We start from the raw sequence: 26,052 nt of genomic DNA, 5'->3' as shown, positions 1-26,052 counted from the left end.
CTTAAGGGATGAAGTGATGCTATCTTCCATTTGTGGCATCAGCTGGGGAGGGCACCGCGCTCACGTACGAGACGCTGACGTGGGACGCGCCCGTCGAAGCCGGTTACGGACTCGCGGACCTGCGGGCGGCGCAGCGACAAGCCGGAGAGTACGAGGCCGCGATCCCGGCTTCCATCGCCGAACTCGCGGTGTCGCTTCCTGCGGCGGTCCTGGCTGACGCCGAAGAAGCGAGCAACGAGATCACACGTTTCGACGCTGAGCTCGGCGAGGAGATCGCGCCCTTCGCCGCCGTCTTGTTGCGATCGGAGTCCGCGGCGAGTTCGAACATCGAAAACCTGACGGCCTCCGCCCGCGCGATCGCCGAAGCCGAAGCCCTCGGCGACACCAGCCGGCGCAATGCCGCCCTCATCGTGAGCAACACCGAAGCCATGAAGGCTGCAGTCGCGCTGGCCGACCGACTCGACGACAAAGCGATCCTGGCCATGCACGCCGCCCTGATGCACCACAGCGCCCCTGTCTCCGCCGGAAACTGGCGCACTGAGCAGGTTTGGATCGGCGGTGGGAATTTCGGCCCCCGCGGCGCCGACTACATCGCACCTCATCACACCCGCGTGCCCGGCGCGATCGAGGATCTGCTCGCCTTCACCCGTCGCGCCGATGTGCCCAGCCTCCCCCAGATCGCCATCGCCCACGCACAGTTCGAGACAATCCATCCCTTCACCGACGGCAACGGTCGGACCGGCCGCGCACTGATCCAAGCGATGCTGCGCCACAAGCGACTCACTCGCCAGATCACCGTCCCGGTTTCGGCCGGGCTCCTCACCGACACCGATGCCTACTTCGGCGCCCTCGGCTCCTATCGCGACGGTGATCCCGCACCCATCGTCGAGCGGCTCTCGGAAGCGTCGCTGCTCGCGGTCGCGAACGGACGCCGACTGGTCACCGACCTCAGATCAATTCGCGAGGAGTGGGATACCAGGATCGCTGCCCGACGGGACTCAGCTGTTCATCGGGTCGCCGACCTGCTCATCCAGCATCCGGTCTTCAACGCGCAACTTCTGCAGCGTGAACTTGGCATAACGACCGGGAACGCTCGCCGATATGTCGACCCGTTGACCGCCGCCGGAATCATCGCCGAGTTCACCGACCGCGCCCGCAACAGAGCCTGGCGCGCACCAGAAGTCCTCAGCGCGCTCGACGCGTTCGCCGCACGGGCCGGGCGACGCAGCCGGTCCGGTTAGACCGGTCAGCCTGCAAGCAGTGGTTTCTTCTTGGGCAGGGGTCGGCGATGTATGTTGACGTTCATTAGCGGTGCTACACAGGGGATTCTGATCACACCGCGTTTCAACGATGTCGTCATCTACACGCCGGATGAATGACCGAAACCATCGGCAGCCCCGGCGACCGTTGATCATCAGCGGACTGGCGCCCGGGTTGGCGCCGGTAACCATGCGCGTCGCCGAGCCGGGCCACTCATCGCCATGAAGCTGCCTCGAGGAAACGACGAAACCCGCCCCGACCAATGGCCGGAGCGGGTATCTGAGGAGTGGAGCTAAGGGGATTCGAACCCCTGACCCCCACACTGCCAGTGTGGTGCGCTACCAACTGCGCCATAGCCCCTGATGTCGTGCTCAACGAAGGTACACCACAGGTGCCAGGCAATACAAAATGGCTGGTCAGGGCACCTCTCCGCCGGCTTCGGGCCCCAGCGGCCGCGCCGGGGTGTGCTCGGCGGACGGGCGTGGCCGGGTCTCCGGCGCGAACGTCCAGCACAGTGCGGCGAGCAGCAGGATGACGCCGCTGATCACGAATGCCCACGAGAACGACAGGTACTGCGCGATCAGGCCCACCAGCAGCGACCCGCCGATGGAACCGACGTCGGCCATCATCTGGAACGTCGCCACCGCGGTGCCGCCGCGGGCCTTGTTGCCGATGATGTCGGCGACGGCGGCCTGCTGCGGTGCGGTGAAGATGCCCGTCGCGAAACCGGCGACCAACGCGGCCGCGAGGAACATCGGCAGCCCGTCGGTGAGGCCGACCACCGCGGTCGAGATCCCGGCCGCGGTCAGGCCGATGATGAGCAGCACACGGCGCCCCACCCGGTCGGACAGATAGCCGCTGGGGATCACGGCGCCGACGTTGCCGATCGCGAAGGTGGCCAGCGCGAGACCCGCGATGCCGGGCCCTCGGTGCAGCACCTCGGCGATGAACAACGGCACCAGCGCGATCCGCAGCCCGAACGCCGACCACCCAGTGGCGAGGTTGGACACCAGCGCGGCCCGGTAAGCGCCGTTGCGCAGCGCCGCGCGCACCGTCACCTTGGGCCCGTCGTCGGGTGCGGGTGCGGCCAGCGACGAATGGCGCAGGCTGATGAACACCACAGCGGCGGCGACCAGCAACGCCGCGCCGTAGATGAGGAACGGCGCGCTGAGTCCCAGACCGGCGGTGAGGCTGCCGAGGACCGGGCCGCCGACCGACCCGACGAGGAACGCCGACGAGAACATGCCCGCGACGCGGCCCCGGGCGTCCTCGGGACTGATGCGGATCATCAGCCCGAGCGCCGACACGAAGAACATGGTCGACCCGATCCCGCCGAGCGAGCGGAACAGCAGCAACTGCCAGTACGTCTGCGCGAACGCGCACGCCCCTGTCGACAGCGCGACGATCACCAGGCCGTTGACGTAGATCCGCCGCTCCCCCAGCCGCTGGATCAGCACGCCGGTCGCCGGGGCGAAACACAGCCGCATCAGCGCGAACGCGGTGATGACGAACGTCGCCGCGCTGATGCTCACCCCGAAATGGCGCGCATACTGCGGAAGTACGGGTGCCACCACGCCGTAACCCAGGGCGATGACCGCGTTCGCGACGATCAGAACCCAGACTTCACCGGGCAGCTTGGGCTTCTCGGGCGCCGAACAGTCGCCCTCCGCAGGACAGGAGCTCACCCGATGACTGTATTCACCACGTCCTTGGCGGCCTGCTGCACCTCCGCGAGGTGCTCGGGGCCCTTGAAGGACTCGGCGTAGATCTTGTAGACGTCCTCGGTGCCCGACGGCCGCGCGGCAAACCACGCGTTCTCCGTCGTCACCTTCAGGCCGCCGAGCGCGGCGCCGTTGCCCGGCGCGGCCGTGAGCTTCGCGGTGATCGGTTCACCGGCCAACTCGGTGGCGGTGACCTGCTCGGGCGAGAGCTTGGACAGCCGCGCCTTCTGCTCACGGTCGGCGGGCGCGTCGATGCGCGCGTAGGTGGGTGCGCCGTACTGTTCGGCGAGTTCGGCGTACCGCTGCGACGGCGTCTTCCCTGTCACCGCGAGGATCTCCGACGCGAGCAGCGCGAGGATGATGCCGTCCTTGTCGGTGGTCCACACCGTGCCGTCGGTGCGCAGGAACGACGCGCCCGCGCTCTCCTCGCCACCGAAGCCGATGCTGCCGCCGACCAGACCGTCGACGAACCACTTGAAGCCCACCGGCACCTCGACCAGCTTGCGTTCGAGCCCGGCGACCACGCGGTCGATGATCGAGGAACTCACCGCGGTCTTGCCGACGGCGGTGCTCTGCGGCCAGTCGGGCCGGTGGGTGTAGAGGTAGTCGATCGCGACGGCGAGGTAGTGGTTCGGGTTGAGCAGCCCGCCGTCGGGCGTGACGATGCCGTGCCGGTCGGAGTCGGCGTCGTTGCCGGTGGCGATCTGGTAGGCGTCACGGTTGGCGATCAGCGAGGCCATCGCGTTGGGCGAGCTGCAGTCCATGCGGATCTTGCCGTCGGTGTCGAGCGTCATGAATCGCCACGTGGCGTCGACGAGCGGGTTGACCACGGTCAGGTCGATCTGGTGGCGTTCGGCGATCGCGCCCCAGTAGTCCACGCTCGCGCCGCCGAGCGGGTCGGCCCCGATGCGGACGCCCTCGGCACGGATCGCGTGCAGGTTCACCACATTGGGCAGGTCGGCGACGTAGGCGTCGAGGTAGTCGTAGCGGTGCACGGTCTGCAGCGCGCGCGCCAGCGGCATGCGTTTCACGGCTTTGAGGTTGTCGGCCAGGATCACGTTGGCCCGCTTGGCGATGACGGAGGTCGCGTCGCTGTCGGCGGGCCCGCCGTTGGGCGGGTTGTACTTGAAGCCGCCGTCGCGCGGCGGGTTGTGCGACGGGGTGACGACGATGCCGTCGGCGAGATCGCCCTCGCGGCCCCGGTTGAATGTGAGGATCGCGTGGCTGACCGCGGGCGTGGGTGTGTAGCGGTCACCCGAATCGATCATCGCCACAACGTCGTTGGCGGCCAGCACTTCCAATGCGGAGGCCCATGCGGGCTCCGACAGGGCGTGGGTGTCGCGGCCGATGAACAGCGGGCCGGTGATGCCCTGCGCCGCGCGGTATTCGACGATCGCCTGCGTGGTGGCCAGGATGTGGGCCTCGTTGAACGCCGTGTCGAGACTGGACCCGCGGTGTCCCGAGGTCCCGAACGCCACCTGCTGCGCGACGTCCTCCGGATCGGGCCGTCTGGTGTAGTACGCCGTCACCACGTGGGCGACGTCGATGAGATCCTCGGGCTGTGCGGGTTGACCTGCGCGCGGATTGGCTGACATGTTTCCGATTCTGCTCTCTGCGCCGCGGCGTCGCCGCGCGGTTGGGGTGTTGCGGCCATACTTTTGATCTATGACCCGCCACGACCCACGTGAGTTGGCCGCGGTGTTCGTCGGCGGAGCCCTGGGCACGCTGGCCCGCGCCGGTCTGGAGACGCTCATGGCGCCGGATCCCGGCCGGTGGCCGTGGCCGACGTTCGCGGTGAACATCGTGGGCGCGTTCCTGCTGGGCTACTTCACCACCCGGCTGCTGGAGCGGCTGCCGGTGTCGAGCTACCGCAGGCCGCTGCTGGGCACCGGGTTCTGCGGCGGGTTGACGACGTTCTCCACCATGCAGGTCGAGACCATCGGCATGATCGAGCACGGCCACGTCGGCCTGGCGGCCGGGTACACCGCGGCCAGCCTCGCGGCCGGCGTGGTCGCGGTCGCGGGTGCCACGGCGCTGGTGCGCAGAGCGCGGGTGCTGCGGTGACGGTCCTGGTGTGGACGGGCGTCGCGCTCCTGGGCGGCCTCGGTGCGGTATGCCGGTTCCTGGTCGACCGGACGGTGTCGGCGCGGACGCCCGGTGGTTTTCCGTACGGCACCCTCGCAGTGAACGTCAGCGGTGCGCTGCTGCTCGGATTCCTCGGCGGTCTGGCGCTGCCCGCGAATGTTGCGCTGGTGGTGGGCACCGGTTTCGTCGGGTCCTACACCACGTTCTCGACGTGGATGCTGGAGACACAGCGCCTCGGCGAGGAACGCCAGATTCGATCGGTGGTGGCCAACCTCGTGGTGAGCGTGGTGCTCGGATTGGCCGCAGCCGGGCTGGGCGTGTTCCTGGGAGGTCGGCTGTGACCACTGCGGACTATCTGAAACTCACCGGGTACTTCGGTGAACGCCAACGCCACGGCGACCGGTTCGCCGCCGACGCGCTGTTCGACCTGTACGGCGATGCCGGCGTCGCCACCAGCGTGATGCTGCGCGGGGCGGCCGGCTTCGGCCCGAGCAGGCAGATACGTACCGACGAGACGCTGACCATGTCAGAGGATCCGGCAGTGGCGGTCGCGGCGGTCGACACCGCCGCGACGATCGCGGCGCTCGCCGAGCAGGCCGTCGAGATGGTGCCGCGCGGGTTGATCACCCTCGAGCGCGCCCAGTTGGTCACCGCGGCGACTCCGGCACCGACCATCCCGTCGACCAGCAAGCTCACGATCTACGTCGGACGTCACCATCGCGTCGCGGGGGCTCCCGCGCACCGCGCGGTGATCGCGCTGCTGCACCGCCTGGGGTTCGCCGCGGCGACGGTGTTCGTGGGGGTGGACGGGACGTTCCACGGCCAGCGGCGCCGGGCCCGGTTCTTCAGCCCCAACACCCACGTGCCGGTGATGATCATCGCGGTCGGATCCGGTGAACAGGTCGGCGCCGCGCTGGGTGAGTTGACCGCGCTGCTCGACCGTCCCCTGATGACGGTCGAGCGCGCCGAGGTGTGCAAGCGCGACGGGAAGCTCATCGGCAAACCCGCGGCACTGCCCGCGACCGACACGCAGGGGCGGGCGATCTGGCAGAAGTTGATGATCCACACCGCCGGCGCCGCGCTGCACGACGGGGTGCCGGTGCACCGCGCCCTGGTGCGGCGCCTGCTGGGATCCGGCGCCGCGGGCGGGGCGACCGTGGTGCGCGGGGTGTGGGGGTTCTGCGGTGACGGGGAACTGCACGGCGACAGTCTGTTTCAAGTCGCCCGGTACGTGCCGGTGACGACGGTCGTCGTCGACACGCCAGAGCGCATCGCGGCCGGTTTCGAGATCGTGGACGAGGTGACGGCCGGGCACGGCGTGGTGACCGCGGAGATGGTGCCCGCGGCGGTCACGATCGACGGTCCGCACCGGTCGGGCAGCACGGCGCTCGCTTACCACAGTTACTGAGCTCACAGAAGGTGGGTAAGCCTAGCCTACCTTAACTCTCAGGTGTACCGTCCCTGCTCATGCAGTCAACATCCCCTGATGCGATCAGCGCCGCCCTGACCGAGATCCTCCGTGAGGACATGAATGTTGACATCCGCAGGGTGACCCGGGATTCCCGTCTCGTCGACGACGTGGGCCTCGACTCGGTGGCATTCGCCGTCGGCATGGTGGCCATCGAGGACAAGCTGGGCGTGGCACTGTCCGAGGAGGATTTGCTGAGCTGCGACACCGTCGGCGACCTCGAAGCCGCCATCCTCGCGAAGATCCCCGCGGAGCAGAGCAACCAGTGAACGTGCTCTCCGCGGCGCTGACGGAGGCCATGACCACCAGCAGCGCCGACCTCGTGGTGTTCGAACCGGAAACCCGTACGTGGCACCGGCATCCGTGGGGGCAGGTGCACCTGCGGGCACAGAACGTCGCCGAGCGCATCGGCCAGGACGGCTCCTCGGCCGTCGGCATCGTCGGCGAACCGACCGTCGAGGGCGTCGCGGCGATCCTCGGTGCGCTGCTCGCCGGGTCGGCCGTGTCGATCCTGCCCGGCCTGGTCCGCGGCGCCGATCCCGACCAGTGGGCGGACTCGACGCTGAACCGATTCGCCAATATCGGCGTCACGACGGTGTTCAGCCACGGCTCCTACCTCGAGCAACTCCGCACCCGTGACAGCTCTCTCGTGATCCACGACGACGCCGAGGTGGCCCACGCCCAGCGCTCCACCACGCTGGAACTCGGCGCGCCACTGGGCGAGTTCGCGGTCCTGCAGGGCACCGCGGGATCCACCGGGACCCCGCGCACCGCACAGTTGCGACCCGACGCGGTGCTGGCGAACCTGCGCGGCCTCGCCGAGCGGGTCGGCCTGGCCGGCAGCGACATCGGCTGCTCGTGGCTGCCGCTGTACCACGACATGGGCCTGACCTTCCTGCTCAGCGCCGCCGTGGGGGGAACCGAGACCTGGCAGGCGCCGACCACCGCGTTCGCCTCCGCGCCGTTCAGCTGGGTGCACTGGCTGACGGAGAGCCGCGCCACGCTCACCGCGGCGCCGAACATGGCGTACGGCCTGATCGGCAAGTACTCGCGCCGGCTCACCGACGTGGACCTCTCGGCGATGCGGTTCGCCCTCAACGGTGGCGAACCCGTCGACATCGACGGCACCGCACGGTTCGGCACCGAACTCAGCCGGTTCGGGTTCGATCCGGGGGCCCTGTCACCGTCGTATGGGCTCGCCGAATCCTCGTGCGCCGTCACGGTTCCCGTGCCCGGCGTCGGCCTCAAGGTCGACGAGATCACCGTCACGACCGAGGCGGGGTCGTCGACGCAGAAGCTGGCCGTCCTCGGCCACGCCATCGCCGGCATGGAGGTGCGACTGCAACCCGGTGACGAGGACGCCGGCGTCGTCGACCGCGAGGTCGGTGAGGTCGAGATCCGCGGCACCTCGATGATGTCCGGCTACCGAGGAGAGGCTCCCCTGGACCCCGGCGAGTGGTTCCCCACCGGAGACCTCGGCTACCTCACCGACGACGGACTGGTGATCTGCGGTCGGAAGAAGGAACTGATCACCGTCGCCGGACGCAACATCTTCCCCACCGAGATCGAGCGGATCGCCGCGCGGGTCAAGGGCGTTCGCGAAGGCGCTGTGGTGGCCGTCGGTACCAACGAGCGTGCCGTGCGCCCCGGCCTGGTGATCGCCGCGGAGTTCCGCGGCCCCGACGAAGCCGGAGCACGCAGCGAGGTGGTGCAGCGCGTCGCCTCCGAATGCGGCGTCGTCCCCGCCGATGTGGTGTTCCTGGCGCCCGGCTCACTCCCGCGCACCTCTTCGGGCAAGCTGCGCCGCCTGGAGGTCAAACGACAGTTGGAGGAATCGAAAGGATGACCGCCTCAGCACCGGCGCTGACGCCGTCGACCACGACCGTCGAGGAGTATCGCGAACTCCTCGACCGCGTCTTCGACGATCAGGTCACGCAGTGGACCGCCGAAGCCGAAGAGACCGAACGTTTTCCGCGTCAGCTCATCGAACACCTGGGCCGCAACGGCGTGTTCACCGAGAAGTGGGGTGACGCTCAGCAACCCGATGTGGCCAAGTTGATCGAGTTGGCGTTCTCGCTGGGACGGCTCGGGTCCGCGGGCATCGGTGTGGGTGTGAGCCTGCACGATTCGGCGATCTGCGTGCTGCGCCGGTTCGGCAGGTCGGATTACCTGCGCAACATCTGCGAGCAGGCCATCCGCGGCGAGGCGGTGCTGTGCATCGGCGCCTCCGAGGAGTCCGGCGGTTCGGATCTGCAGATCGTGGAGACCGAGGTGCGCTCCGCGCGTGGCGGTTTCGAAGTCAAGGGCATCAAGAAGTTCGTATCGCTCTCGCCGATCGCCGACCACATCATCGTGGTGGCGCGCGGCGTCGACCACGACCCGACGAGCAGGCACGGCAACGTGCTGGTGATCGCGGTGCCCACGTCGCAGTGCGAGGTACAGACGCCGTACCGCAAGGTGGGTGCCGGTCCGCTCGACACCGCCGCGGTGCACATCGACACCTGGGTGCCCGAACAGGCCCTCGTGGCCCGCGCCGGAACGGGCCTCGCGGCGATCTCGTGGGGTCTGGCCCACGAACGCATGTCGATCGCCGGGCAGGTCGCCTCGGGTTCACAGCGCATCCTCGGAATCACGCTGGCGCGCATGATGAAACGCCGGCAGTTCGGACACACCCTCTACGAGCACCAGGCCCTGCGGATGCGGATGGCCGACCTGCAGGCCCGCGTCGACATGCTGCGCTACGGCCTTGCGGGTATCGCCGCCGGCGGCAAGCTCGACCTGCGCGCCGCGGCCGCGTTCAAGGTCACCGCGGCCCGCCTCGGCGAAGAGGTGATCTCGGAGTGCATGCACATCTTCGGCGGCTCGGGCTATCTGGTCGACGAGACCCCGCTGGGCAAGTGGTGGCGCGACATGAAACTCGCACGCGTGGGCGGCGGCACCGACGAGGTGCTGTGGGAACTCGTCGCCGCCGCGATGAAGCCCGACTACGACGGATACGCCGAGTTCGCCGGCCCTGACGCTGTGTAGGTGGCTTCTCAGCACCGCTGGGCAGGTGGTCTCTCAGCACAGCGAGCGTGCGTGTTTGCCTGTCGACATGCCGTGTTTGGTCAGCAGTTGACGCACGTTCGTGGGCCGCGAAGGTGCGCTGACTGCTGCTGATTTGCGGTGTGTCGAGCGGCAGACGCGCACGCTCGCGGTGCTACGAAAGTGCGCTGACTGCTGCTGATTTGCGGTGTGTCGAGCGGCAGACGCGCACGCTCGCGGTGCTACGTAACGCCTAAGCGGCGGATTCAGGGATGTCGTCGGGTGTGCGGGGCAGCACGTAGAGCGCCATGCGGCGGTTGGACATCTGATGCTCGCCGAGGAACGCACAGCCGGCCCACTCACAGAGGCGCCGCGCGCCGGTGTTGCGGTGGTCGGGGTCGAACATGATGCGCCTGCAATCCGGTTCGAGCTCGAACACGCTGGCCACGATGCGCGGCAACAGGATCGGGGCGATCCCGCGGTTGACAAACCGCAGATCGGCGATCGCCGCATGCATCCCGATGTCATACGGGTCGGCGGCATACCGCGGCGCGATGGAATCCTTCGCCGCACGGTACAACTCGACGTAGCCGGCCGGTTTGCCGCGGAAATCGGTGATCAACGGGCGCGAGTACTCGCCGTCGAGTTGCGCCTGCAGGTAACGACGCCAGCGCTGCGGCGGCCACGGGTACTCCCAGGCCTCCACGAGGTGTGGACGGTTCATCCACTCCGACACCAGTTCACAGTCGGCCTCGGCGTCGGCAAGCCTGATGCTGTACGGCTCGGCGAGGACCGGGACCGGGGGCGCAGGCACCGCGCGCACGGCGTCGGAGATGTCCGTCAGTTCGCGCTTGAGAACAGGTTCGAGCGCCTCGTCGGTGTCGGTGTTGATGTCGGTCATTTGAGCGACGAGCCTACCGCAGCGGGTGAGGGTAGCTTTACCTTCCCACCCCGGTCGAGACGGCGGCCAGCACCCGTCAGGCGAGCAGGCCGGCCAGCACCGAGAGGTGGCTCAGCTCGATCTCCTTGGTTGCCGTCACCAACACCACGGGCGCGGCACGCACGATGCCGCGCAACTCGTCGAGCGCCGCGGCCGCAGCGGGTGTCTCCAGTTCGGCGGTGTAACGCTCGACGAATTCGTCGTAGCGCTCAGGGGCGTGGCCGTACCAGCGGCGCAATCCGGTGGACGGCGCGACCTCCGGCAGCCACTGCCCGATCCGCGGATCGTCCTTGCGCAGCCCTCTGGGCCACAGCCGGTCCACGAGGACGCGGTGCCCCTCCCCCGGTTCGGGCTCCTCGTACACCCGCGCCAACCGCACTTCATGCTTGGAGGCCATGCCGTGCAATGGTAGGAGCATGACGGTTGATCGTGTCGCGGATCTGCAGCGCTGGGAGGACTCCGGCGGTCACTGGCAGGTGGTTGCCCGCACCCGCGACGGCCTGACGATCGCACTGCTGCGTTGCGACGGCGGCGAGGAGGTCGACCGCTTCACCTCACCGGATCCGCGACTGCTGGAGTTCGTCGGCGACCGCATGAGTAGCCAGGACTGACGCCGAGAGCGACGTAAATGTCGCTGCGAGTGCGTCGTGACGACGTTTTCGTCGCTCTCGACGCAGAAACGCAATCAGGCGCGGCGGGCCGGCCACACCGTGGCCCCGAGTTCGCGTGACACCGCGCGGGCCGTATCGCGCAGCGCGTCGACGGCATCGGGCGCCAACGGCCACCGTGCGGCGGGCACCACGAGCGCGATCGCCCCGGCCACCTCGCCCGTGGCGTCGAACACCGCTGCGGCGCTGGAACATTCACCGAGCACGGCCTCTTCGGCCTCGGTAGCCATCCCGGTGGCGCGCACCTGCGCAAGTTGGGCCGCCAGCACCTCGGGGTCGGTCACGGTCTCGCCGGTCATGCTGCGCAGCGGCGCCTCGGGGCGATAGCCGTCCTGGAAGGCCAGCATCGCCTTGCCGAGCGCGCTGGCGTGCGCGGGGATCACGATGCCGACCTCGGGCATCTGGCGGGTGCCGTCGGGACGCGGTTCGTGTGCGACGACGACGACCTCGTCGAACAGCAGCACCGCGGTCCGCACGGCGCATCCGGTCCGGCGGGCGAGGCTCTCCGCCCACACCGTGACGCGCGAACGCAATTCGAGAGTGTCGAGGTAGACGTTGCCCAGACGCAGGGTGGCCGGCCCGAGCCGGTACCGGCCCGAGTCCAGCTCCTGCTGCACCATGCCGTGCGCGAGCAGCGTGCGCACCAGGCCATGGACGGTCGACGGCGCGAGTTCGATGGCGGACGCGATCTCGCCCAGGCTCATCCGCCGCCCGCCCTGCAGCACCGTGAGGATCCGGAGGGCGCGATCGACCGCCTGGATCATGGCGACCCCCCTTCCGTCAGAACTTCGGCCAGAACCTCTTGTGGTCACCGAAGCATAAGCGTATGGTCCAGATCACATTCGACATTATCGAATGCCATCCGACATTACCGACAGCGCTGATTCCCGTAGCCAGCCGTGTCCCGGGAGGACGTCATGGACGAGCCGTCATTGATCCAGAAACTGGCCGCCGAGGTGATCGGCACGGCCTTCTTGGTGTTCGTCGGGGTGGGCGCCGTCCCCGCGACCATCATCGTCAACGGAGATGCCCCCTTCACGATGGCCGACCTGGGCATGATCTCCCTGGCATTCGCGACGGTGGTCGTGGCCACCGTGTACGCCCTGGGCCACATCTCGGGCAATCACATCAACCCCGCGGTCACCGTCGGGCTCGCCGTGACCGGCCAGTTCCCGTGGTCGCGCGTGCCTGCCTACATCGCCGCGCAGGTGCTCGGCGCGATCATCGGCGCCAGCGCCATTCTCGGCGTGCTCGGTACGGCGGCCCGCGACGCGGGTCTGGGCATCGCGACCTACACCGCAGATGTCACGGCCATCCAAGCCTTTTTCGCAGAGTTCGTGGGTACGTTCATTCTTGTGTTCACCGTTTTCGGAGTGATACACCGCAGGGCCGCCGCAGGATTCGCCGGCGTGGCCATCGGCCTCGTGGTGTTCGCGGCGATCATCCCAGTGGCGCCCACCACGGGCGCCTCGATCAACCCCGCCCGCACCTTCGGTCCCATGCTGGTCCAGCAGATCGCCGGCGGCACCGTGACGTGGAGTCAGCTACCGGTCTATCTGGCCGCCGAACTCTTCGCGGGTGTGGTCGCGGCGCTGGCCTTCGTCGCGGTCTCCCGCACCCGCACGCTCCCCGCCGGCAACCCCGCCCCTGTCTCCGCCCCGCCCATGTCGAGTGCGACCAACTGAGGAAGGCACATGAAAAAGCTCATCAACGATCCCGCCGATGTGATCGCCGATGCCCTGCGCGGCATGGCATTTGCCCACCCGGAACTGCGCATCGACCACACCAACCGGATCATCTACCGCGGCGACGCGCCCGTGGCAGGCAAGGTCGGGTTGATCTCGGGTGGCGGTTCGGGTCACGAACCGCTGCACGGCGGCTTCGTGGGCGCGGGCATGCTCGACGCGGCCTGCGCCGGTGAGGTGTTCACGTCCCCGGTCCCCGACCAGATGCTCGAAGCCACCAAGAACGTCGACAGCGGCGCCGGTGTGGTGCACATCGTGAAGAACTACACCGGTGACGTGATGAACTTCGAGATGGCCGCGGAACTCGCTGCCGCAGAGGGCATCACCGTCGAATCGGTGCTGGTCGACGACGACGTCGCGGTGTGCGACAGCACGTTCACCGCGGGCCGCCGCGGGGTCGGCGCGACCGTGCTCGTGGAGAAGATCGCCGGGGCCGCAGCCGAACAGGGCCGGTCGGTGACCGAGGTCGCCGACGTGGCACGCCGGGTGAACGCCGCTTCCCGCAGCATGGGCGTCGCCCTCACCTCGTGCACCGTGCCCGCCGTGGGCCACCCCACCTTCGACCTTCCCGACGACGAGATCGAGGTCGGTATAGGCATCCACGGCGAACCCGGGCGCGACCGCGTGCCGTTGCAACCGGCCAAGGCCGTTGCCGAACTCATGGCCGAACCGGTGCTGTCCGACCTCGACTTCACCGGCGGCGACGGGGTGATCCTGTTCGTCAACAGCATGGGCGCCACCCCGCTCATCGAGTTGTACGTCATGTACGCCGAATTCGCCGCCATCCTCGACAAGGCGGGCATCCGCGTCGCGCGCTCACTCGTCGGGCCCTACATCACGAGCCTGGACATGGCGGGCTGTTCGGTGACCATCCTCAAGGCCGACGACGATCTGCTGCAACTGTGGGATCACCCGGTCAACACCCCGGCACTGCGGAGGGGATGCTGAGATGGACCTGTCGACACTGACCGCCTGGCTGCGCGAGTACGCCCGGCTGATCGACGAAAATGCCCAGCACCTCACGGATCTCGACGCCGCGATCGGTGACGCCGACCACGGCATCAACATGCAGCGTGGGATGTCCGCGGTGGTCACACAGATCGACGAGGCCCCACCGGCCGACATGGCGGGCCTGTGCAAACAGGTGGGGATGACGCTCGTGAAATCGGTCGGCGGCGCCAGCGGGCCGCTGTACGGCACGTTCTTCCTGCGGATGGCCCCGGCGCTCGGGACCGACGACACCGTCAGTGCAAGCGATTTCGCCAAGGCGCTGCGCGCCGGCGTGGACGGTGTCGTCCAGCGCGGACGCGCCGAGGCCAACGACAAGACGATGTTCGACGCGCTGGCCCCCGCGCTCGACGCCCTGGACGCCGCGCTCGAAGGCGACACCGATCTGCCGGGCGCCCTGGCGGCCGCCGCCACCGCCGCCGAGAAGGGCCGCGACGCCACCGAATCCATGATCGCGCGCAAGGGCCGGGCCAGTTACCTGGGTCAGCGCAGCGTGGGGCACATCGATCCCGGTGCCACGTCGGCGGCCATGCTGATCGCGGCCGCGGCCACCGCGGCGGGGAGCACTTCATGACGGTCGGCATCGTCGTCGTCTCCCACAGCCGCCCCCTGGCACGCGCGGCGGTCGGACTCGCGCAGGAGATGTTGCACGGCAAGGCCGTCCGGATCTCGATCGCGGCCGGCCTCGACGACACCACGCTGGGCACCGACGCGTCGGCGATCCTCGAGGCCATCACCTCCGCCGACAGCGGCGACGGGGTGCTGGTGTTGATGGACCTGGGCAGCGCGGTGCTTTCGGCCGAACTCGCCCTGGAGTTGCTCGACGACGACGTCCGTGCCAGGACCGTGCTGTGCCCGGCGCCCCTGGTCGAGGGACTGGTGGTGGCGGCGGTCGCGGCGGCGGGCGACGCGGCGCTCGACGAGGTGGCCGCCGAGGCGGCAGGCGCGTTGGCAGGCAAGGCCGCCCATCTCGAACCGGCGACACCCCCGGCGCCGGCCGACGACACCGCCGAGCCCGACGAGTTGACCGGCAGCTTCGTCGTCAACAACCCGCATGGCCTGCACGCCCGTCCCGCCGCACGGTTCGTCGCCGAGGTCCGCCGCCGCGACGCGCGGGTGCGGATCCGTAACCCCCGCGTCGACTCCCCCTGGGTCGACGGCGGCAGCCTCTCGCGCATCGCGACCCTCGCGGTGCGATGCGGCGACGAGGTCGAACTGCGGGTGTCGGGCGGCCAGGCCCACGAGACCCTGCAGCACCTCCTTTCCCTGGCGGCCCGCAATTTCGACGAGGACCACACCGAGGCACCACCTGCGGCACCGGCAACGGCGCACACCCCGATCGGCGCGGGCCCCGGAATGGGTGTCGGCCCGGCATATTCGGCACGGTCACAGACCCCCGACGTGCCGGACGCCCCCGCGGCCGACCCCGCTGCCGAGTGGCGCCGACTGGGCACGGCGATCGCCGACACCCGCCGCACCATCGGCGCACTCCGGGCCGCGACGAGCCGCGACATAGGTGAAGCCGAGGCGTCGATCTTCGACGCACATCAACTGCTGCTCGACGACGACGCGCTGCTGGGCGCCGCACGTGCGCGCATCGAGCAGGGCGAAAACGCCGCCGCCGCATGGTCGCAAGCCGTGGCCACGCTGGCCGCGGAGTTCGACGCGCTGCCGGATCCGTATCTGCAGGCCCGTGCCGAGGATGTCCGTGCGGTCGGTGACCAGGTGTTGCGGGCCATGCTCGGCACCGAGGGCGACGCGGCGGCGGCCAGCGGTGTGCTGGTGGCCGGTGACCTCACCCCGGCCGAGGCCGCCGAACTCGATCCGCAGCGCGTGGTCGCGGTGCTCCTGGCGTTCGGCAGCCCACATGCGCACAACGTGATCCTGCTGCGGGCCAAGGGAATACCGGTGATCGTCGGCGCGGGCCCCGGTGTGCTCGGCATCCCCGACGGCACGGTCGTCGCCGTGGACGCGACCCGCGGCGAGTTCATCGTGGACCCGCCCGCCGACGTCCGCGAGCAGTTCCGGCACGAGGCCGAGACCCTCACGCGGCGACGCCAGGCCGCGCTGCAGCGCGCCGGGGAGCCCGCGGTCACACGAGGGGGCCGCACCGTCGCGGTGGGCGCCAACATCGCCGGTGTCGAGGACGCGCGCGCGGCAGCCGCACTCGGTGCCGATCACGCGGGTCTGATCCGCACCGAGTTCCTGTTCCTCGGCCGTAGGCAGGCTCCCGACGTCGATGAACAACTCGCGGTGTACCGCAAGATCGCCGAGTCGCTCGGGGACCGCCGCATGACGCTGCGCACGCTCGACGTGGGCGGTGACAAACCACTGGAGTTCCTCCCCGCCGCCGCCGAACTCAACCCATACCTCGGGGTGCGCGGCATCCGGTTGTCGCTCGCCCACCCCGACGTGTTCTCCGACCAGTTGCTCGCGATGGCCAAACTCGCACAGGACATTCCGCTGCGCGTGATGTTCCCGATGATCACCACGCTCGACGAACTGTTCGCCGCGCGCCGCCTGCTCGACGACGCGGTGCGCCGGGCCGGCCCGCGACCTCCGGCAGGCCTGCAGGTCGGCATGATGGTCGAAGTCCCTGCCGCGGCACTGAAATCGGCGGCGTTCTCCCGCCACGTGGACTTCCTGTCCATCGGCACCAACGATCTGACGCAGTACGCGCTGGCGGCGGACCGCAACAACGACGCCGTGGCCGGTATCGGCGACACGTTCGATCCCGGGTTGCTGCACCTGATCGCCGCGACATGCCGCGGCGCCGCGGGTGCGGCGTCGGTGTCGGTGTGCGGTGAGTTCGCGGCCGATGCACGCGCGGTGCCGTTGCTGATCGGCCTCGGTGTCGACGCGTTGAGTGTCACGCCGCCGGCGATCCCGACGACCAAGGAGGCCGTGCGCGCGGTCGACGACCGGCGCGCCACCGAGACCGCGGGGGCGGCACTGGCCGCCGCCGGTCCCGCCGAGGTGCGTGACCTGCTCGGCTGATCAGGTCGCGGGCCGGAACCGGATCAGCTTGGCCAGCTGATCACGGTCTGCCACACCGAGTTTGGCGAACATCCGGTACAGGTGGCCGTCCACCGTGCGCACCGACAGACACAGCCTGTCGGCGACCTGGCGATTGCTCAACCCGCTGCTCACCAGGTTGGCGATCTCCCACTCGCGCGGTGTCAGCGGCAGGGGATCCGCGGCGCACCGCAACGCGGGCGTGACGGCCCCACACCGGCTCGCGAGCCAGTGCGCCCGCGTGGAGGCCTCCAGCTCGTTGCCGCGCTCGCCCCGCCGGCCGAATTCCCGCGACGCGTGCGCGGCGGCGTCGCCCGCCAGCACCATCGCACCGATGCGTTCGAAGCGGTCGGCGGCGGTGACGAGCCGGTGGCCGTCATGGCCCGCCAGCCCGGAGCTGTGCAGCGCGATCGCCTCACCCAGTGGGCAGTCGAGTTCGGTGGCCAGCTGCTGTATCCGGGCGTCGACGGTGCGGTCCCCGAACCGCGTCGAGGTGTGCAGGGCCGTCAGTTCGACGGCGGTCATTCCCGCGGCGTGAGCGTTCTGCGCCGCGAGCACCGCATGGTGCTGGGCTCGTGACGTCTCACCGGCCGCGGCGGCCCGCCACGCGCGTGCCAGTTCGAGCTCGGGTGCGAACACCTCGACCTGGGGCCCGACTTCGGCCTCGGCCTTGGTAAGTGCGACGTCCGCGGCCTCGGCGTTGCCGCGGGCTCCCTCGGCCTGCGCCAGCCACGACGCAACCAGCATCGGCCACCCGGGCGGCAGCTTCGCGGCCATCGACCACACGGCCGCCTGCAGCAGTTCACAGGCGTCCTCGAGTTGGCCCCGGGCCAGCTTCATCCGCCCCGCCAGGGCCGTCACCATGACGTCGGCCTGCGGTATGCCCGAGCTGGCCGCGGCATACCGGTCGCAGGCCCGCTGGGCGTCGTCGAACTCGCCGGCCAGCGTGCCCGCGAGCACCTCCGCGAGCGGCAGCGAGTAGCGGTGCGGGCCTGACTCGCAGCGGCTCGCCGCGCGCTCGCCGGTCCGCACCACGGCAGCGACCTCGCTGAACCGGCCGGACTTGGCCAGTGCGCCCGCGGTGGCCAACGCGACCCACACCGTAGCCGCGGGCATCATCTCGGTCGCCAGCGCGGCGGACCCGGCGGCCGCGGCACCGGCCATGTCGGCCGAGAAGTAGGTGAACGCGACCTCCATGGCGGTCACGAATCCCGCGAGTTTTTCCGAGCCCACCGCGTCTCGGGTCTTCGCGAGCACCTCCCACGCGGGTTCCGGGCGCCCGCACACGAAGAACAGGTTGGCCGCACGCTGGCACCCCCAGCGGGTGACGGTCAGGTCGTCCTCACCGTCGGGCGGGAATCGTGCCAGCAGCGCGTCGGCCTCGTCGCCGCGCCCCTGCCAGCTGATCGCGTCGGCGAGCACCAGCGCCGCGTTCACCCCGGCGCCGTGCTCGACGGCGAAGCGCGCAAGTTGTTCGCCGAGAACCAGATCGGACATGGTCACCGCGCTCGCCGCGGCCTCGGTGACGAGGTCGGTGTCCGGGGGCGATTCGGCGCGGGTCATGAAGCGTGCCAGCTGGATCCGGGTCCGCACATCCACCGCCGACGCGTCGGTGGCGACCCGCAGTTGCGCCGAGAGATGTTCTGCCACCAGGGTGTTGATCTGTCGGGTCCGCGACACCGGACATCGTGACCGCACCACCTCACCGATGATGGGGTGTCCGGGCTGCACCACGGCATGACTGCCGGCGCTGGTCACCTGGATCGCGCCGCGGCGCTCGGCACGCGCGACCGCATCCGGTCCGCAGATCGCCAGCAGCACATGCCAATCGAGCATGTCGGCGGTCGCGACCACCTCCGCGACATCGAGTTCTTCTGCGCTGAAGGTCTGTACCCGCGACGCGATCAGCTCGTAGAGGTCGGGACTGGGACGCAGGTTGCCGCGCAGGCGCCACCTGCCGTGGGCCTGCACCAACACCCCGTCGCCCATCGCGGCCGTGAGTACGCCACGCAGGAACATCGGGCTGCCCGACGAGTAGCGATGCAACTCGGCGACCGCGTGTTCGTCGACCTCGCCGCCCAGCACCGTCGATGCCACCTCGGAGGTCTGTGCGCGGCTGAACGGCTCCACGTCCAGGCGCACCAGCAGGTGTTCTTTCCACAGGGCCGTCACCGCGTCGGACGTCGTGGCACCTGAACGCATGGTCACGATCAGCTTGATGGATCCGTGCACCGCGAGCTGCTGCACCAGCAGCGCGGAGAGCGGGTCCAGGTACTGTGCGTCGTCGACGACGATGAGGACATTCGGGTCGGCGGACAGGGTGTGGTGCGCGGCGGCCAGCATCACGGTGGGCTCGTGCGCGTCGGACAACTCCAGCGTGTGGTGGAACGCGCCGAACGGCACGGCCTGGCCGGTCTCGGTGCCCAGCACGTAACGGATCGTGTATCCCTCGGTTTCGAGCTGACCGGCCAGCGCTCGCGCCAGTGCGGTCTTGCCGACGCCGGAGGGCCCCGCCAGCACGACGCCACGTGAACTGTCCCGCAAGGCTTCTGCCGCCTCACGGAGCTCGTCATCCCGCCCGACGAACGGCCAGCCCGACATCGACCACCCCCAAGCGCTCCCCGCGTCGACGCGCCGACTTTACGCTGCTGAAGATAACCGCCGCGGCGGTTCCGCGCGCCCGGTTCGGTGAGTGCTTGAACGGGAAAGTTCTTCTGCGAGGCTTGGATTCAACTTGCGGTCACACCGTGTGCGCCGCGCCGGGGGTCACGACCCACTCCCCTGCCCGCATCACGGCCGTGACAGCGAGGTCGTGATCGAGCACCACGAGGTCGGCGCGGGCACCTGCGGCCAACCCCGCCGCGGGCAGTCCGAGCGCGCGAGCCGGGTTGACACACGCCTGGCGGACGGCGAGCGACAGTGCGTCGTCGCGGGGCAAACCGCAGTGCGCCACCGCGAGGCGGAACACCTGCTCCATGGTCGCGGTGCTCCCGGCGATGGTGTCGGTACCTGCCACGCGCGCCACACCCGCCACGACGTCGATGTCGAGCGGTCCGAGGCGGTACACACCGTCAGACATCCCGGTGGCGGCCATCGCATCGGTGATCAGCGAAAGCCGTTCCGGCCCAACGGTCTGTGTGATGTGGCGATAGATCGCGGGCGCCACGTGTACCCCGTCGACGATCATCTCGACGGTGACCCGTGAATCCTCGGTCAGCGCGACGGCAGGCCCGGGTTCGCGGCGGTCGATCGGGCGCATCGCGTTGAACAGATGCGTGCCCACCGTGGCGCCCGCGTCGATCGCGGCCCGCGTCTGGTCATACGTCGCCTCGGTGTGCCCGACCGCGGCGACCACCCCGGCATTTACGAGCTGCGCGATGGCCGCGAGTGCGCCGTCGCGCTCCGGCGCGATGGTGACCATGCGGACGGTCCCCTCGCCCGCGTCGAGCACCCGGCCGATCTCGCCCGGGTCGGGGTCGCGCATCAGGACCGGCTGGTGGGCGCCGCACCGCAGGGTCGACAACCACGGACCCTCGAGATGGATACCGTCGATCAGTCCGGCGCGCACCTGCCGTGCCAGACCGGAGACCTGGCGCAGCAGGTCCTCGGGCCCGGCCGTGACCAGGGAGGCCACCAGCGTGGTGCTGCCGTGGGCGCGGTGCAGCGCGACCGCCCTGGCGGTCTCGTCGTCGGTGGCGGCGGAGAAGTTGCCGCCACCCCCGCCGTGCAGGTGGGTGTCGACGAAGCCGGGGACCACGGTGGCCGCGCCGAGGTTCCGATCGGCCTGCGCGGGCGGGGCTCCGGCACCCACCGCGACCACGCGGTCAGAGGCGATCTCCAGCCAGCCGGGCCGCAGCAGTTCGGTGCCGGTGAGCACGGTGTCGGCGGTCAGCAGCATGTCAGATGCCCTGCCAGGCCGGTTTGGCGCGGTAGGTCTCGCGGTAGTAGTCCACGAGTTGCAGGCGTTGTGCCGCAGCGTCGTCGAGCAACACGGTCACGTGGGGGTGCATCTGCAGCACGGTCGCCGGCCACATGGCGCTCACCGCACCCTCCACCAGGTGGTGCACGGCCTCGGCCTTGCTGCGGCCCATCGCGATCAGGATCAGATGCCTGGCCTCCATGATGGTGCCGAGGCCCTGGGTGAGGCAGTGGGTGGGCACCTGGTCGAGGTCGCCGCCGAAGAACCTGGCGTTGTCGACGCGGGTCTGGCGGGTCAGCGTCTTGATGCGGGTGCGCGACGCGAGTGAGGAGCCGGGCTCGTTGAATGCGATGTGCCCGTCGGTGCCGATGCCGAGGATCTGCAGGTCGACGCCGCCGGCGTCGCGGATCGCGGCCTCGTACGCCGCGCAGGCCGCGGGGATGTCGTCGGCGAGTCCGTCGGGACCCTGTACCGCGCCCGGCGCGAAGTCGACCCGCGCGGCGAATGCCGTGTCGATGACGTTGCGGTAGCGCTCGGGGTGGTCGGCGGGCAGGCCGACGTACTCGTCGAGGGTGAATCCCCTGGCCTGCCGGAACGAGATCTGCCCGGCTTCGTACCGGGACACCAGTTCGTCGTAGACGGCAAGCGGGGAACTTCCGGTCGCCAGGCCGAGCACGGCGTCGGGTTTGCGCGTGATCAACGCGGTGATGGCATCGGCCGCAAGGCTGCCGATGCGTCCGGGGTCGGGCAGGATGATGACTTCCATGTGATCCGGTCGGTTGGTCGGTTACTTGGCGGCGGTGAAAAGTTCAGCGCCCGTGGCGATGTCGGCGCCTGTGCGCACCGCTTCGGACGCGGTGATGTTTCCCGGTTCGCGCTCGTCCATGATCACCACCGGGACAATGGGATTGAGGCCCTTGGCCACGACCGCCGCGACGTCGTAGGTGATCACGAGTTGCCCTGCGGTCACGGTGTCGCCCTGGGCGACGTGGGTGGTGAACCCCTCGCCGCTCAGTTGCACGGTGTCGATGCCCAGGTGGACCAGCACTCCCACGTTGTCCGCGGTCATCACCACATAGGCGTGCGGCATGAGCTTGAGCAGTTTCCCGCTCACCGGCGCCACGGCCTGCACCACCTCGTGCGGTGGATCCACCGCGGCGCCGTGGCCCACCATGCCCGCGGAGAACACCGGGTCGGGAATCTCGGACAGGGCGACTGCGCGCCCACCCACCGGGGCGAGAACTGACGTGATGGTCACGGTCTGACTCCTTTGCGTTCGTGTTCCAACCATACGAGCCGTCCCAACGTTTCGAGTTCGACTCTTCGAGTCGCGTTCTCGTCTAAGCTTCGGCAGAGTTTGAGCAGTGAGCGCACACAACGCGGCCGGAAGGGCGATGATGCGATGAGCAACGCGGCGAAACCTGAAGCAACACAGAGGAAATCAGGGCTGCGGATCCCAGGGTTCGCACAGCTGCAGCGCCTCGGCAAAAGCCTCATGCTGCCCATCGCGGTGCTGCCCGCGGCGGGCATCCTGCTGCGCATAGGCCAGCCTGATCTGCTCGGTCGCATCGAATCACCGGTCATCGGCCCGTTCTTCAAGGCCATGAGCGCTGCGGGCGACGCGCTTTTCAGCAATCTTCCCCTGTTGTTTGCGGTGGGTGTCGCCATCGGATTCGCGCGCAAGGCCGACGGATCGACCGCGCTCGCGGCAGTCGTCGGCTATCTCGTGGTGGAGGCCGTGTTCAAGACCATGTCGCCGATCGTGCTGGCCGGTGAGGTGGACAAGGCAGGCGATCAGGCGCAGATCAACTACAGCGTGTTCGCCGGTATCGTCGTCGGCCTGCTCACCGCATGGTTGTTCGACCGGTACCACACCATCCAATTACCGTCGTATCTGGGCTTTTTCGGCGGAAGACGATTCGTCCCCATCGTGGTGTCACTGGCGTCGCTGTTCGTGGCGTTCCTGATGAGCTACTTCTACCCCATCTTCGACGCAGGCCTGACCGCGCTCGGCCGGTTCATCGGCGGGGCAGGCGCGCTCGGCGCGTTCGTCTACGGATTCGCCAACCGCATGCTGATTCCCCTGGGCCTGCACCACATCCCCAACTCGTATGTCTGGTTCATCTACGGCGACTACCAGACCGCGGACGGCCAGGTGGTCACCGGCGAGCTCACCAGATTTGCCGCGGGCGATCCCACCGCGGGCATCCTCACGTCAGGCTTCTACCCGATCCTGATGTTCGGGTTGCCGGCCGCCGCGCTGGCGATGATCCACGTCGCCAACAAAAGGCAGCGCAAGGTCGCGGTGGGCATCCTGTCGGCCGCGGCGCTCACCGCGTTCCTCACGGGCGTGACCGAACCGCTCGAGTTCGCCTTCATGTTCGTGGCATTCCCGCTCTACGTCATCCACGCGGTGCTCACCGGGTTGTCGCTGGCGATCGCCTACCTGCTCGACATCCATCTGGGCTTCTCGTTCTCGGCAGGTCTGATCGACCTGCTGCTCTACGGCACGGCGCCGGCCGCGAAGAACATCCCGCTGCTGATCGCGATGGGTGTGGTGTTCTTCGTCGTCTACTACCTGATGTTCCGGTTCGCGATCACCAAGTGGAACATGCGGACCCCGGGCCGGGAGCCCGAGTCGGAGTTCGCCGCCGAGGAGGCGGCCAACCTCGGCGAGGGCGAGACGTCGGCGACGGCCGTCACCGCGGGCGGCGCGGCGGGCGCCGCCGGTACTGTCGCGGCGCCCGAGCGCGCCGACAGCGAGGCCGAGCAGCTCATCGCGGCCTTCGGGGGGCGGGAGAACCTGGTCAACGTCGACGCGTGCATCACGCGGTTGCGCATGGAGGTCGCCGACAAGACAAAGGTGGATCACGACCGGCTCCGCGCGCTCGGCGCCGCAGGCGTCCTCGAGGTCGGCAACAGTGTCCAGGCGGTGTTCGGCACCAACTCCGAGGCGCTCAAGAACGCCATCATCGACAGCCTGTGAGTTGCCTACCGGTCAGCCGGTAGTCCTGGTTTGCCGTCAGCGGCAATGCCGCCGGTGGCCGTCGCGACGAGACTTCCCAACACGGATCCACGTGTAGAAGGGAGATCCACATGACCGACAAGCCCACCGGGGGCACAAAACCGATCTGGGCCGCGACTTCTGGTTGAGTGACAACGTGGCCGACGTCGACTACACGTCGGCGTTCAACGCCCAGCTCACGCGTTTGGGGCGGGCGGCGGATCTCCGCTGCACAGCCATCCCTACAACCACGCGTTCTATTTCCTCACCGGTAGCGGCGAGGTCCAGATCGACGGACAGACATGGCAGGTGAAACCGGGCACGTTCGTCAAGGTTCCCGCGCATGCCCGGCACAACCTCACCAACACCGGGACCGACGATCTGGTGTTCCTGGTGATCTACGACTCCGCCGAACCGCGACTGAGTCGCGGTCCGGCGGAGTCGTTGTCCGGTCAGACTGTGAGCAGTCGCTGAAAGAAGTCCCGGTAGCGCTGCAAGGCGATGCGGAGATCCTCGGTCGAGGCATCCTGCCCCTGCGACCACTGCTCGTCGAGCCGTGAACGGGCGTGGGCGAAGCTCGCGGTGAGGCGCTGAACGACCTCTTCCACGAGGCCATCGGCCTCTTGCACACACTGTTTGGGGTTGTCGACGAAAGACGCCTGCAGCGCGTCCCACCGCGCCCGCAGGCCGGTGCGGTCATCGTCGGCGAACAGCCCACCGTCGGTGGGCTCACCCGTATTCGGATACATCCCGTCGGTATGGCCCACTGCCGCACCCTGATTCGTGTCGGTCTGGCTCGTCTGAGTCTGACCCACTGCCGCGCCCTGATTCATCTCAACCGGCGCTTGGGTGCCGTCGGCGCCCATGGGCGGGATCGGCTGTGTCTGCGCCAGTTGTTGCTGTGGCGCAACGGGTTCGGTGCCCGTCGCCTGATAGCCGGTCTGCGGGGCAGCCGCTGCGGCCGAGGGCTGGTCGTTGGCGGTCATGACCGTGTCTCCTCGGGCGTGTTGGGCATGTTCGAGGTGGGATGGACACCGAGAAGTTGTTCGAACAGCGCACGGTAGTGAACGATCGCCTCGCGCTGCGCCTCGGTGCCGATCTCACCGTGCTCCTGCGCCAGATGCAGCACATGAGCGGCCCGATAGTGCTCGACGACCTTCGGATGGTCGACCGAGATGTCGGCCGCACGCTGCTCGAAATCGTCGATGGGATAACCGCGTTCGCGCATCACATCGGTGACCAGCCGGTCCGCGTCACGCACCGCACCGGCCGGGTCGTCGACGAATTCGGCCTGCGTGGCGGTCCACGCCTGGAAGTAACGTGCGCGAGCCTCGGGCGTGAGTTCGACGATGTCGAGCTTCTTGTGCGCCCGCTGGCGTCCGAGCAGTTCCTTCTCGGCGGCCTTACGGTCCCCCGCGGTGTCCACCGTGCGGTCGTATTCGGGTCCGAAGTGACTTCTCAACCTTTCACTTCGTTTGTGACGGTTCATCGACACCAGGCAGATCGCTGCCAAGATCACGAGTACGGCGACGACTACACCTATTGCTATCCAGCTCCATGTGGGCATTTCTGGCACCTCCTTGGGCCTGTGAATACCCGCTGGCGTCCTACAGAAACGTCAATTCTTGACGGGGATGTAAAGCCTCATCGGCAGTACGAATGCGTCGCGTATTCGAGCGCGTGTCGGTACACCGGATCGAACCCACGTGCCGTGGCCACCGCGTCGAGGGCCCTGTCGAGGTCGGGCCGGCACACGGGCGAGTGCAGAACCGGCCACTGCCGGGCGATCTCGTCGACCATCGTGCGGTTGAGCGTGTCGATCTTCTGCCGCGACTCGGACAGGTCGGGCGCCGACGACGGTGCCGCGGCCGGGTCGAGCTTCCACTGCGCGAAGCGGGTGTGCTCCACCGACGATGTGGCGTCGATCTGATTGCGGAAGACATCGTGGACGTATCCGGGGTCGATGTTGTGCCGGGTGGCGTCCCCGGTGACCGCGGCGATCACCTGTTGTTCGCGGTCCGGGTCGTCGATCGCGCCGCCCGAGCGGAACTTGGACGCCGCCACCGGATCTGCGGTCTGCAGGCGCTGCGCGGCAGCGTCGACGAGAGGAACCAGCGGGCTCAGGTCGTCGGCCGTGGCATGCGGGGTGCCCACACCCGCCAGTGCGGCGAGCGCAACCGAAGCGAGCACCGTTT

At 68.9% G+C, this 26,052-nt stretch carries 26 protein-coding genes and 1 tRNA gene; 14 read left to right on the top strand and 13 right to left on the bottom strand.

The genetic code is table 11. The features are described 5' to 3' along the window. Positions 1–32 precede the first annotated feature (32 nt). Positions 33–1,241, top strand: a complete 1,209-nt coding sequence (locus AT701_RS10880) for a Fic family protein (protein ID WP_003893511.1) — start codon at positions 33–35, stop codon at positions 1,239–1,241. A 306-nt stretch (positions 1,242–1,547) separates the two neighbouring features. Here AT701_RS10880 and AT701_RS10875 read toward each other — a convergent pair. The 3 genes from AT701_RS10875 to pgm all read right to left on the bottom strand — a co-directional run bounded on the left by AT701_RS10875 (position 1,548) and on the right by pgm (position 4,576). Next, positions 1,548–1,620: transfer RNA gene (locus tag AT701_RS10875), tRNA-Ala, on the bottom strand. A gap of 56 nt (positions 1,621–1,676) precedes the next feature. Next, positions 1,677–2,945 (bottom strand): MFS transporter, encoded by a 1,269-nt coding sequence (locus AT701_RS10870; protein ID WP_003893510.1) that lies wholly within the window; start codon positions 2,943–2,945, stop codon positions 1,677–1,679. After that, positions 2,942–4,576, bottom strand: a complete 1,635-nt coding sequence (gene pgm / locus AT701_RS10865) for a phosphoglucomutase (alpha-D-glucose-1,6-bisphosphate-dependent) (RefSeq protein WP_058125817.1) — start codon at positions 4,574–4,576, stop codon at positions 2,942–2,944. The genes AT701_RS10870 and pgm overlap by 4 nt, the downstream gene beginning before the upstream one ends. 70 nt (positions 4,577–4,646) lie before the next feature. Between pgm and crcB (AT701_RS10860) the strand changes: the two genes are divergently transcribed. From crcB (AT701_RS10860) to mbtN, 6 genes are read left to right on the top strand one after another with little or no spacing between them, the layout of a single operon-like run. After that, positions 4,647–5,045 carry a fluoride efflux transporter CrcB gene (gene crcB / locus AT701_RS10860; RefSeq protein ID WP_003893508.1) on the top strand — a complete coding sequence of 133 codons (399 nt, stop codon included), beginning with the start codon at positions 4,647–4,649 and terminating at the stop codon, positions 5,043–5,045. Further along, positions 5,042–5,407: a fluoride efflux transporter CrcB gene (gene crcB, locus AT701_RS10855; protein ID WP_036452963.1), complete on the top strand. Its 366-nt coding sequence runs from the start codon at positions 5,042–5,044 to the stop codon at positions 5,405–5,407. The genes crcB (AT701_RS10860) and crcB (AT701_RS10855) overlap by 4 nt, the downstream gene beginning before the upstream one ends. Then, positions 5,404–6,474: a putative PII-like signaling protein gene (locus tag AT701_RS10850; RefSeq protein ID WP_003893506.1), complete on the top strand. Its 1,071-nt coding sequence runs from the start codon at positions 5,404–5,406 to the stop codon at positions 6,472–6,474. The genes crcB (AT701_RS10855) and AT701_RS10850 overlap by 4 nt, the downstream gene beginning before the upstream one ends. 59 nt (positions 6,475–6,533) lie before the next feature. Continuing rightward, positions 6,534–6,803: a mycobactin biosynthesis acyl carrier protein MbtL gene (mbtL, locus tag AT701_RS10845; RefSeq protein WP_003893505.1), complete on the top strand. Its 270-nt coding sequence runs from the start codon at positions 6,534–6,536 to the stop codon at positions 6,801–6,803. Between the two features lie 29 nt (positions 6,804–6,832). Then, on the top strand, positions 6,833–8,380 hold the full coding sequence (mbtM, locus tag AT701_RS10840; protein WP_232836133.1) for a long-chain-fatty acid--ACP ligase MbtM: 1,548 nt from the start codon (positions 6,833–6,835) through the stop codon (positions 8,378–8,380). Then, positions 8,377–9,561 (top strand): mycobactin biosynthesis acyl-ACP dehydrogenase MbtN, encoded by a 1,185-nt coding sequence (gene mbtN / locus AT701_RS10835; protein ID WP_003893503.1) that lies wholly within the window; start codon positions 8,377–8,379, stop codon positions 9,559–9,561. The genes mbtM and mbtN overlap by 4 nt, the downstream gene beginning before the upstream one ends. A 250-nt stretch (positions 9,562–9,811) precedes the next feature. Here mbtN and AT701_RS10830 read toward each other — a convergent pair whose 3' ends face one another. Next, on the bottom strand, positions 9,812–10,459 hold the full coding sequence (locus AT701_RS10830) for a GNAT family N-acetyltransferase (RefSeq protein ID WP_011728178.1): 648 nt from the start codon (positions 10,457–10,459) through the stop codon (positions 9,812–9,814). Positions 10,460–10,535: 76 nt separating this feature from the next. Further along, complete coding sequence (locus AT701_RS10825) at positions 10,536–10,895, bottom strand: DUF488 domain-containing protein (RefSeq protein WP_058125816.1); 360 nt, start codon at positions 10,893–10,895, stop codon at positions 10,536–10,538. A 19-nt stretch (positions 10,896–10,914) separates the two neighbouring features. On the opposite strand from AT701_RS10825, the gene AT701_RS10820 reads away from it, so the two are divergent. Beyond that, on the top strand, positions 10,915–11,109 hold the full coding sequence (locus AT701_RS10820; protein WP_003893500.1) for a hypothetical protein: 195 nt from the start codon (positions 10,915–10,917) through the stop codon (positions 11,107–11,109). A gap of 74 nt (positions 11,110–11,183) precedes the next feature. On the opposite strand, the gene AT701_RS10815 is transcribed toward AT701_RS10820, so the two are convergent. Beyond that, on the bottom strand, positions 11,184–11,930 hold the full coding sequence (locus AT701_RS10815; RefSeq protein ID WP_058125815.1) for an IclR family transcriptional regulator: 747 nt from the start codon (positions 11,928–11,930) through the stop codon (positions 11,184–11,186). A gap of 153 nt (positions 11,931–12,083) precedes the next feature. On the opposite strand from AT701_RS10815, the gene AT701_RS10810 reads away from it, so the two are divergent. Genes AT701_RS10810 through ptsP form a run of 4 tightly spaced genes read left to right on the top strand, consistent with a single transcriptional unit; the run spans position 12,084 to position 16,916 of the window. Then, on the top strand, positions 12,084–12,851 hold the full coding sequence (locus tag AT701_RS10810; protein ID WP_011728175.1) for an MIP/aquaporin family protein: 768 nt from the start codon (positions 12,084–12,086) through the stop codon (positions 12,849–12,851). 9 nt (positions 12,852–12,860) lie between these two features. After that, the gene (gene dhaK, locus AT701_RS10805; protein ID WP_058125814.1) at positions 12,861–13,859 is read left to right on the top strand and encodes a dihydroxyacetone kinase subunit DhaK; all 999 of its coding nucleotides are present in this window, start codon (positions 12,861–12,863) and stop codon (positions 13,857–13,859) included. Position 13,860: 1 nt separating this feature from the next. After that, positions 13,861–14,493, top strand: coding sequence for a dihydroxyacetone kinase subunit DhaL (gene dhaL, locus AT701_RS10800; protein WP_011728173.1), 633 nt, complete (start codon positions 13,861–13,863; stop codon positions 14,491–14,493). After that, positions 14,490–16,916 carry a phosphoenolpyruvate--protein phosphotransferase gene (gene ptsP / locus AT701_RS10795; protein ID WP_058125813.1) on the top strand — a complete coding sequence of 809 codons (2,427 nt, stop codon included), beginning with the start codon at positions 14,490–14,492 and terminating at the stop codon, positions 16,914–16,916. The genes dhaL and ptsP overlap by 4 nt, the downstream gene beginning before the upstream one ends. Here the strand turns inward: ptsP and AT701_RS10790 are convergent, their stop codons facing one another. The 4 genes from AT701_RS10790 to AT701_RS10775 all read right to left on the bottom strand — a co-directional run bounded on the left by AT701_RS10790 (position 16,917) and on the right by AT701_RS10775 (position 22,111). Continuing rightward, positions 16,917–19,535, bottom strand: coding sequence for a LuxR C-terminal-related transcriptional regulator (locus AT701_RS10790; protein ID WP_058125812.1), 2,619 nt, complete (start codon positions 19,533–19,535; stop codon positions 16,917–16,919). Positions 19,536–19,674: 139 nt separating this feature from the next. After that, the gene (nagA, locus tag AT701_RS10785) at positions 19,675–20,832 is read right to left on the bottom strand and encodes an N-acetylglucosamine-6-phosphate deacetylase (RefSeq protein ID WP_011728170.1); all 1,158 of its coding nucleotides are present in this window, start codon (positions 20,830–20,832) and stop codon (positions 19,675–19,677) included. Between the two features lies 1 nt (position 20,833). Further along, positions 20,834–21,619 carry a glucosamine-6-phosphate deaminase gene (gene nagB / locus AT701_RS10780; RefSeq protein WP_011728169.1) on the bottom strand — a complete coding sequence of 262 codons (786 nt, stop codon included), beginning with the start codon at positions 21,617–21,619 and terminating at the stop codon, positions 20,834–20,836. Positions 21,620–21,640: 21 nt separating this feature from the next. Beyond that, on the bottom strand, positions 21,641–22,111 hold the full coding sequence (locus tag AT701_RS10775) for a PTS sugar transporter subunit IIA (protein ID WP_011728168.1): 471 nt from the start codon (positions 22,109–22,111) through the stop codon (positions 21,641–21,643). Between the two features lie 144 nt (positions 22,112–22,255). On the opposite strand from AT701_RS10775, the gene AT701_RS10770 reads away from it, so the two are divergent. Both AT701_RS10770 and AT701_RS10765 read left to right on the top strand, forming a co-directional pair. Then, positions 22,256–23,839 carry a PTS transporter subunit EIIC gene (locus tag AT701_RS10770; protein WP_011728167.1) on the top strand — a complete coding sequence of 528 codons (1,584 nt, stop codon included), beginning with the start codon at positions 22,256–22,258 and terminating at the stop codon, positions 23,837–23,839. Positions 23,840–24,085: 246 nt separating this feature from the next. Further along, entirely contained in the window at positions 24,086–24,331 is a 246-nt protein-coding gene (locus AT701_RS10765) for a cupin domain-containing protein (protein WP_080590926.1), read from the top strand. Here the strand turns inward: AT701_RS10765 and AT701_RS10760 are convergent. From AT701_RS10760 to AT701_RS10750, 3 genes are all read right to left on the bottom strand, one after another. After that, positions 24,310–24,843 carry a hypothetical protein gene (locus AT701_RS10760; protein WP_011728164.1) on the bottom strand — a complete coding sequence of 178 codons (534 nt, stop codon included), beginning with the start codon at positions 24,841–24,843 and terminating at the stop codon, positions 24,310–24,312. The genes AT701_RS10765 and AT701_RS10760 overlap by 22 nt on opposite strands. Then, on the bottom strand, positions 24,840–25,424 hold the full coding sequence (locus AT701_RS10755) for a hypothetical protein (protein ID WP_011728163.1): 585 nt from the start codon (positions 25,422–25,424) through the stop codon (positions 24,840–24,842). Before AT701_RS10755 ends, AT701_RS10760 begins: the two co-directional genes overlap by 4 nt. A gap of 77 nt (positions 25,425–25,501) precedes the next feature. Beyond that, entirely contained in the window at positions 25,502–26,047 is a 546-nt protein-coding gene (locus tag AT701_RS10750; RefSeq protein WP_058125811.1) for a chorismate mutase, read from the bottom strand. Between the last annotated feature and the right edge of the window lie 5 nt (positions 26,048–26,052).

Source organism: Mycolicibacterium smegmatis (genome assembly GCF_001457595.1).
Classification (GTDB): Bacteria; Actinomycetota; Actinomycetes; order Mycobacteriales; family Mycobacteriaceae; genus Mycobacterium; species Mycobacterium smegmatis.
Note: the sequence above shows the minus strand (reverse complement) of the source record. Positions and strands in the feature narration are given on the sequence as shown.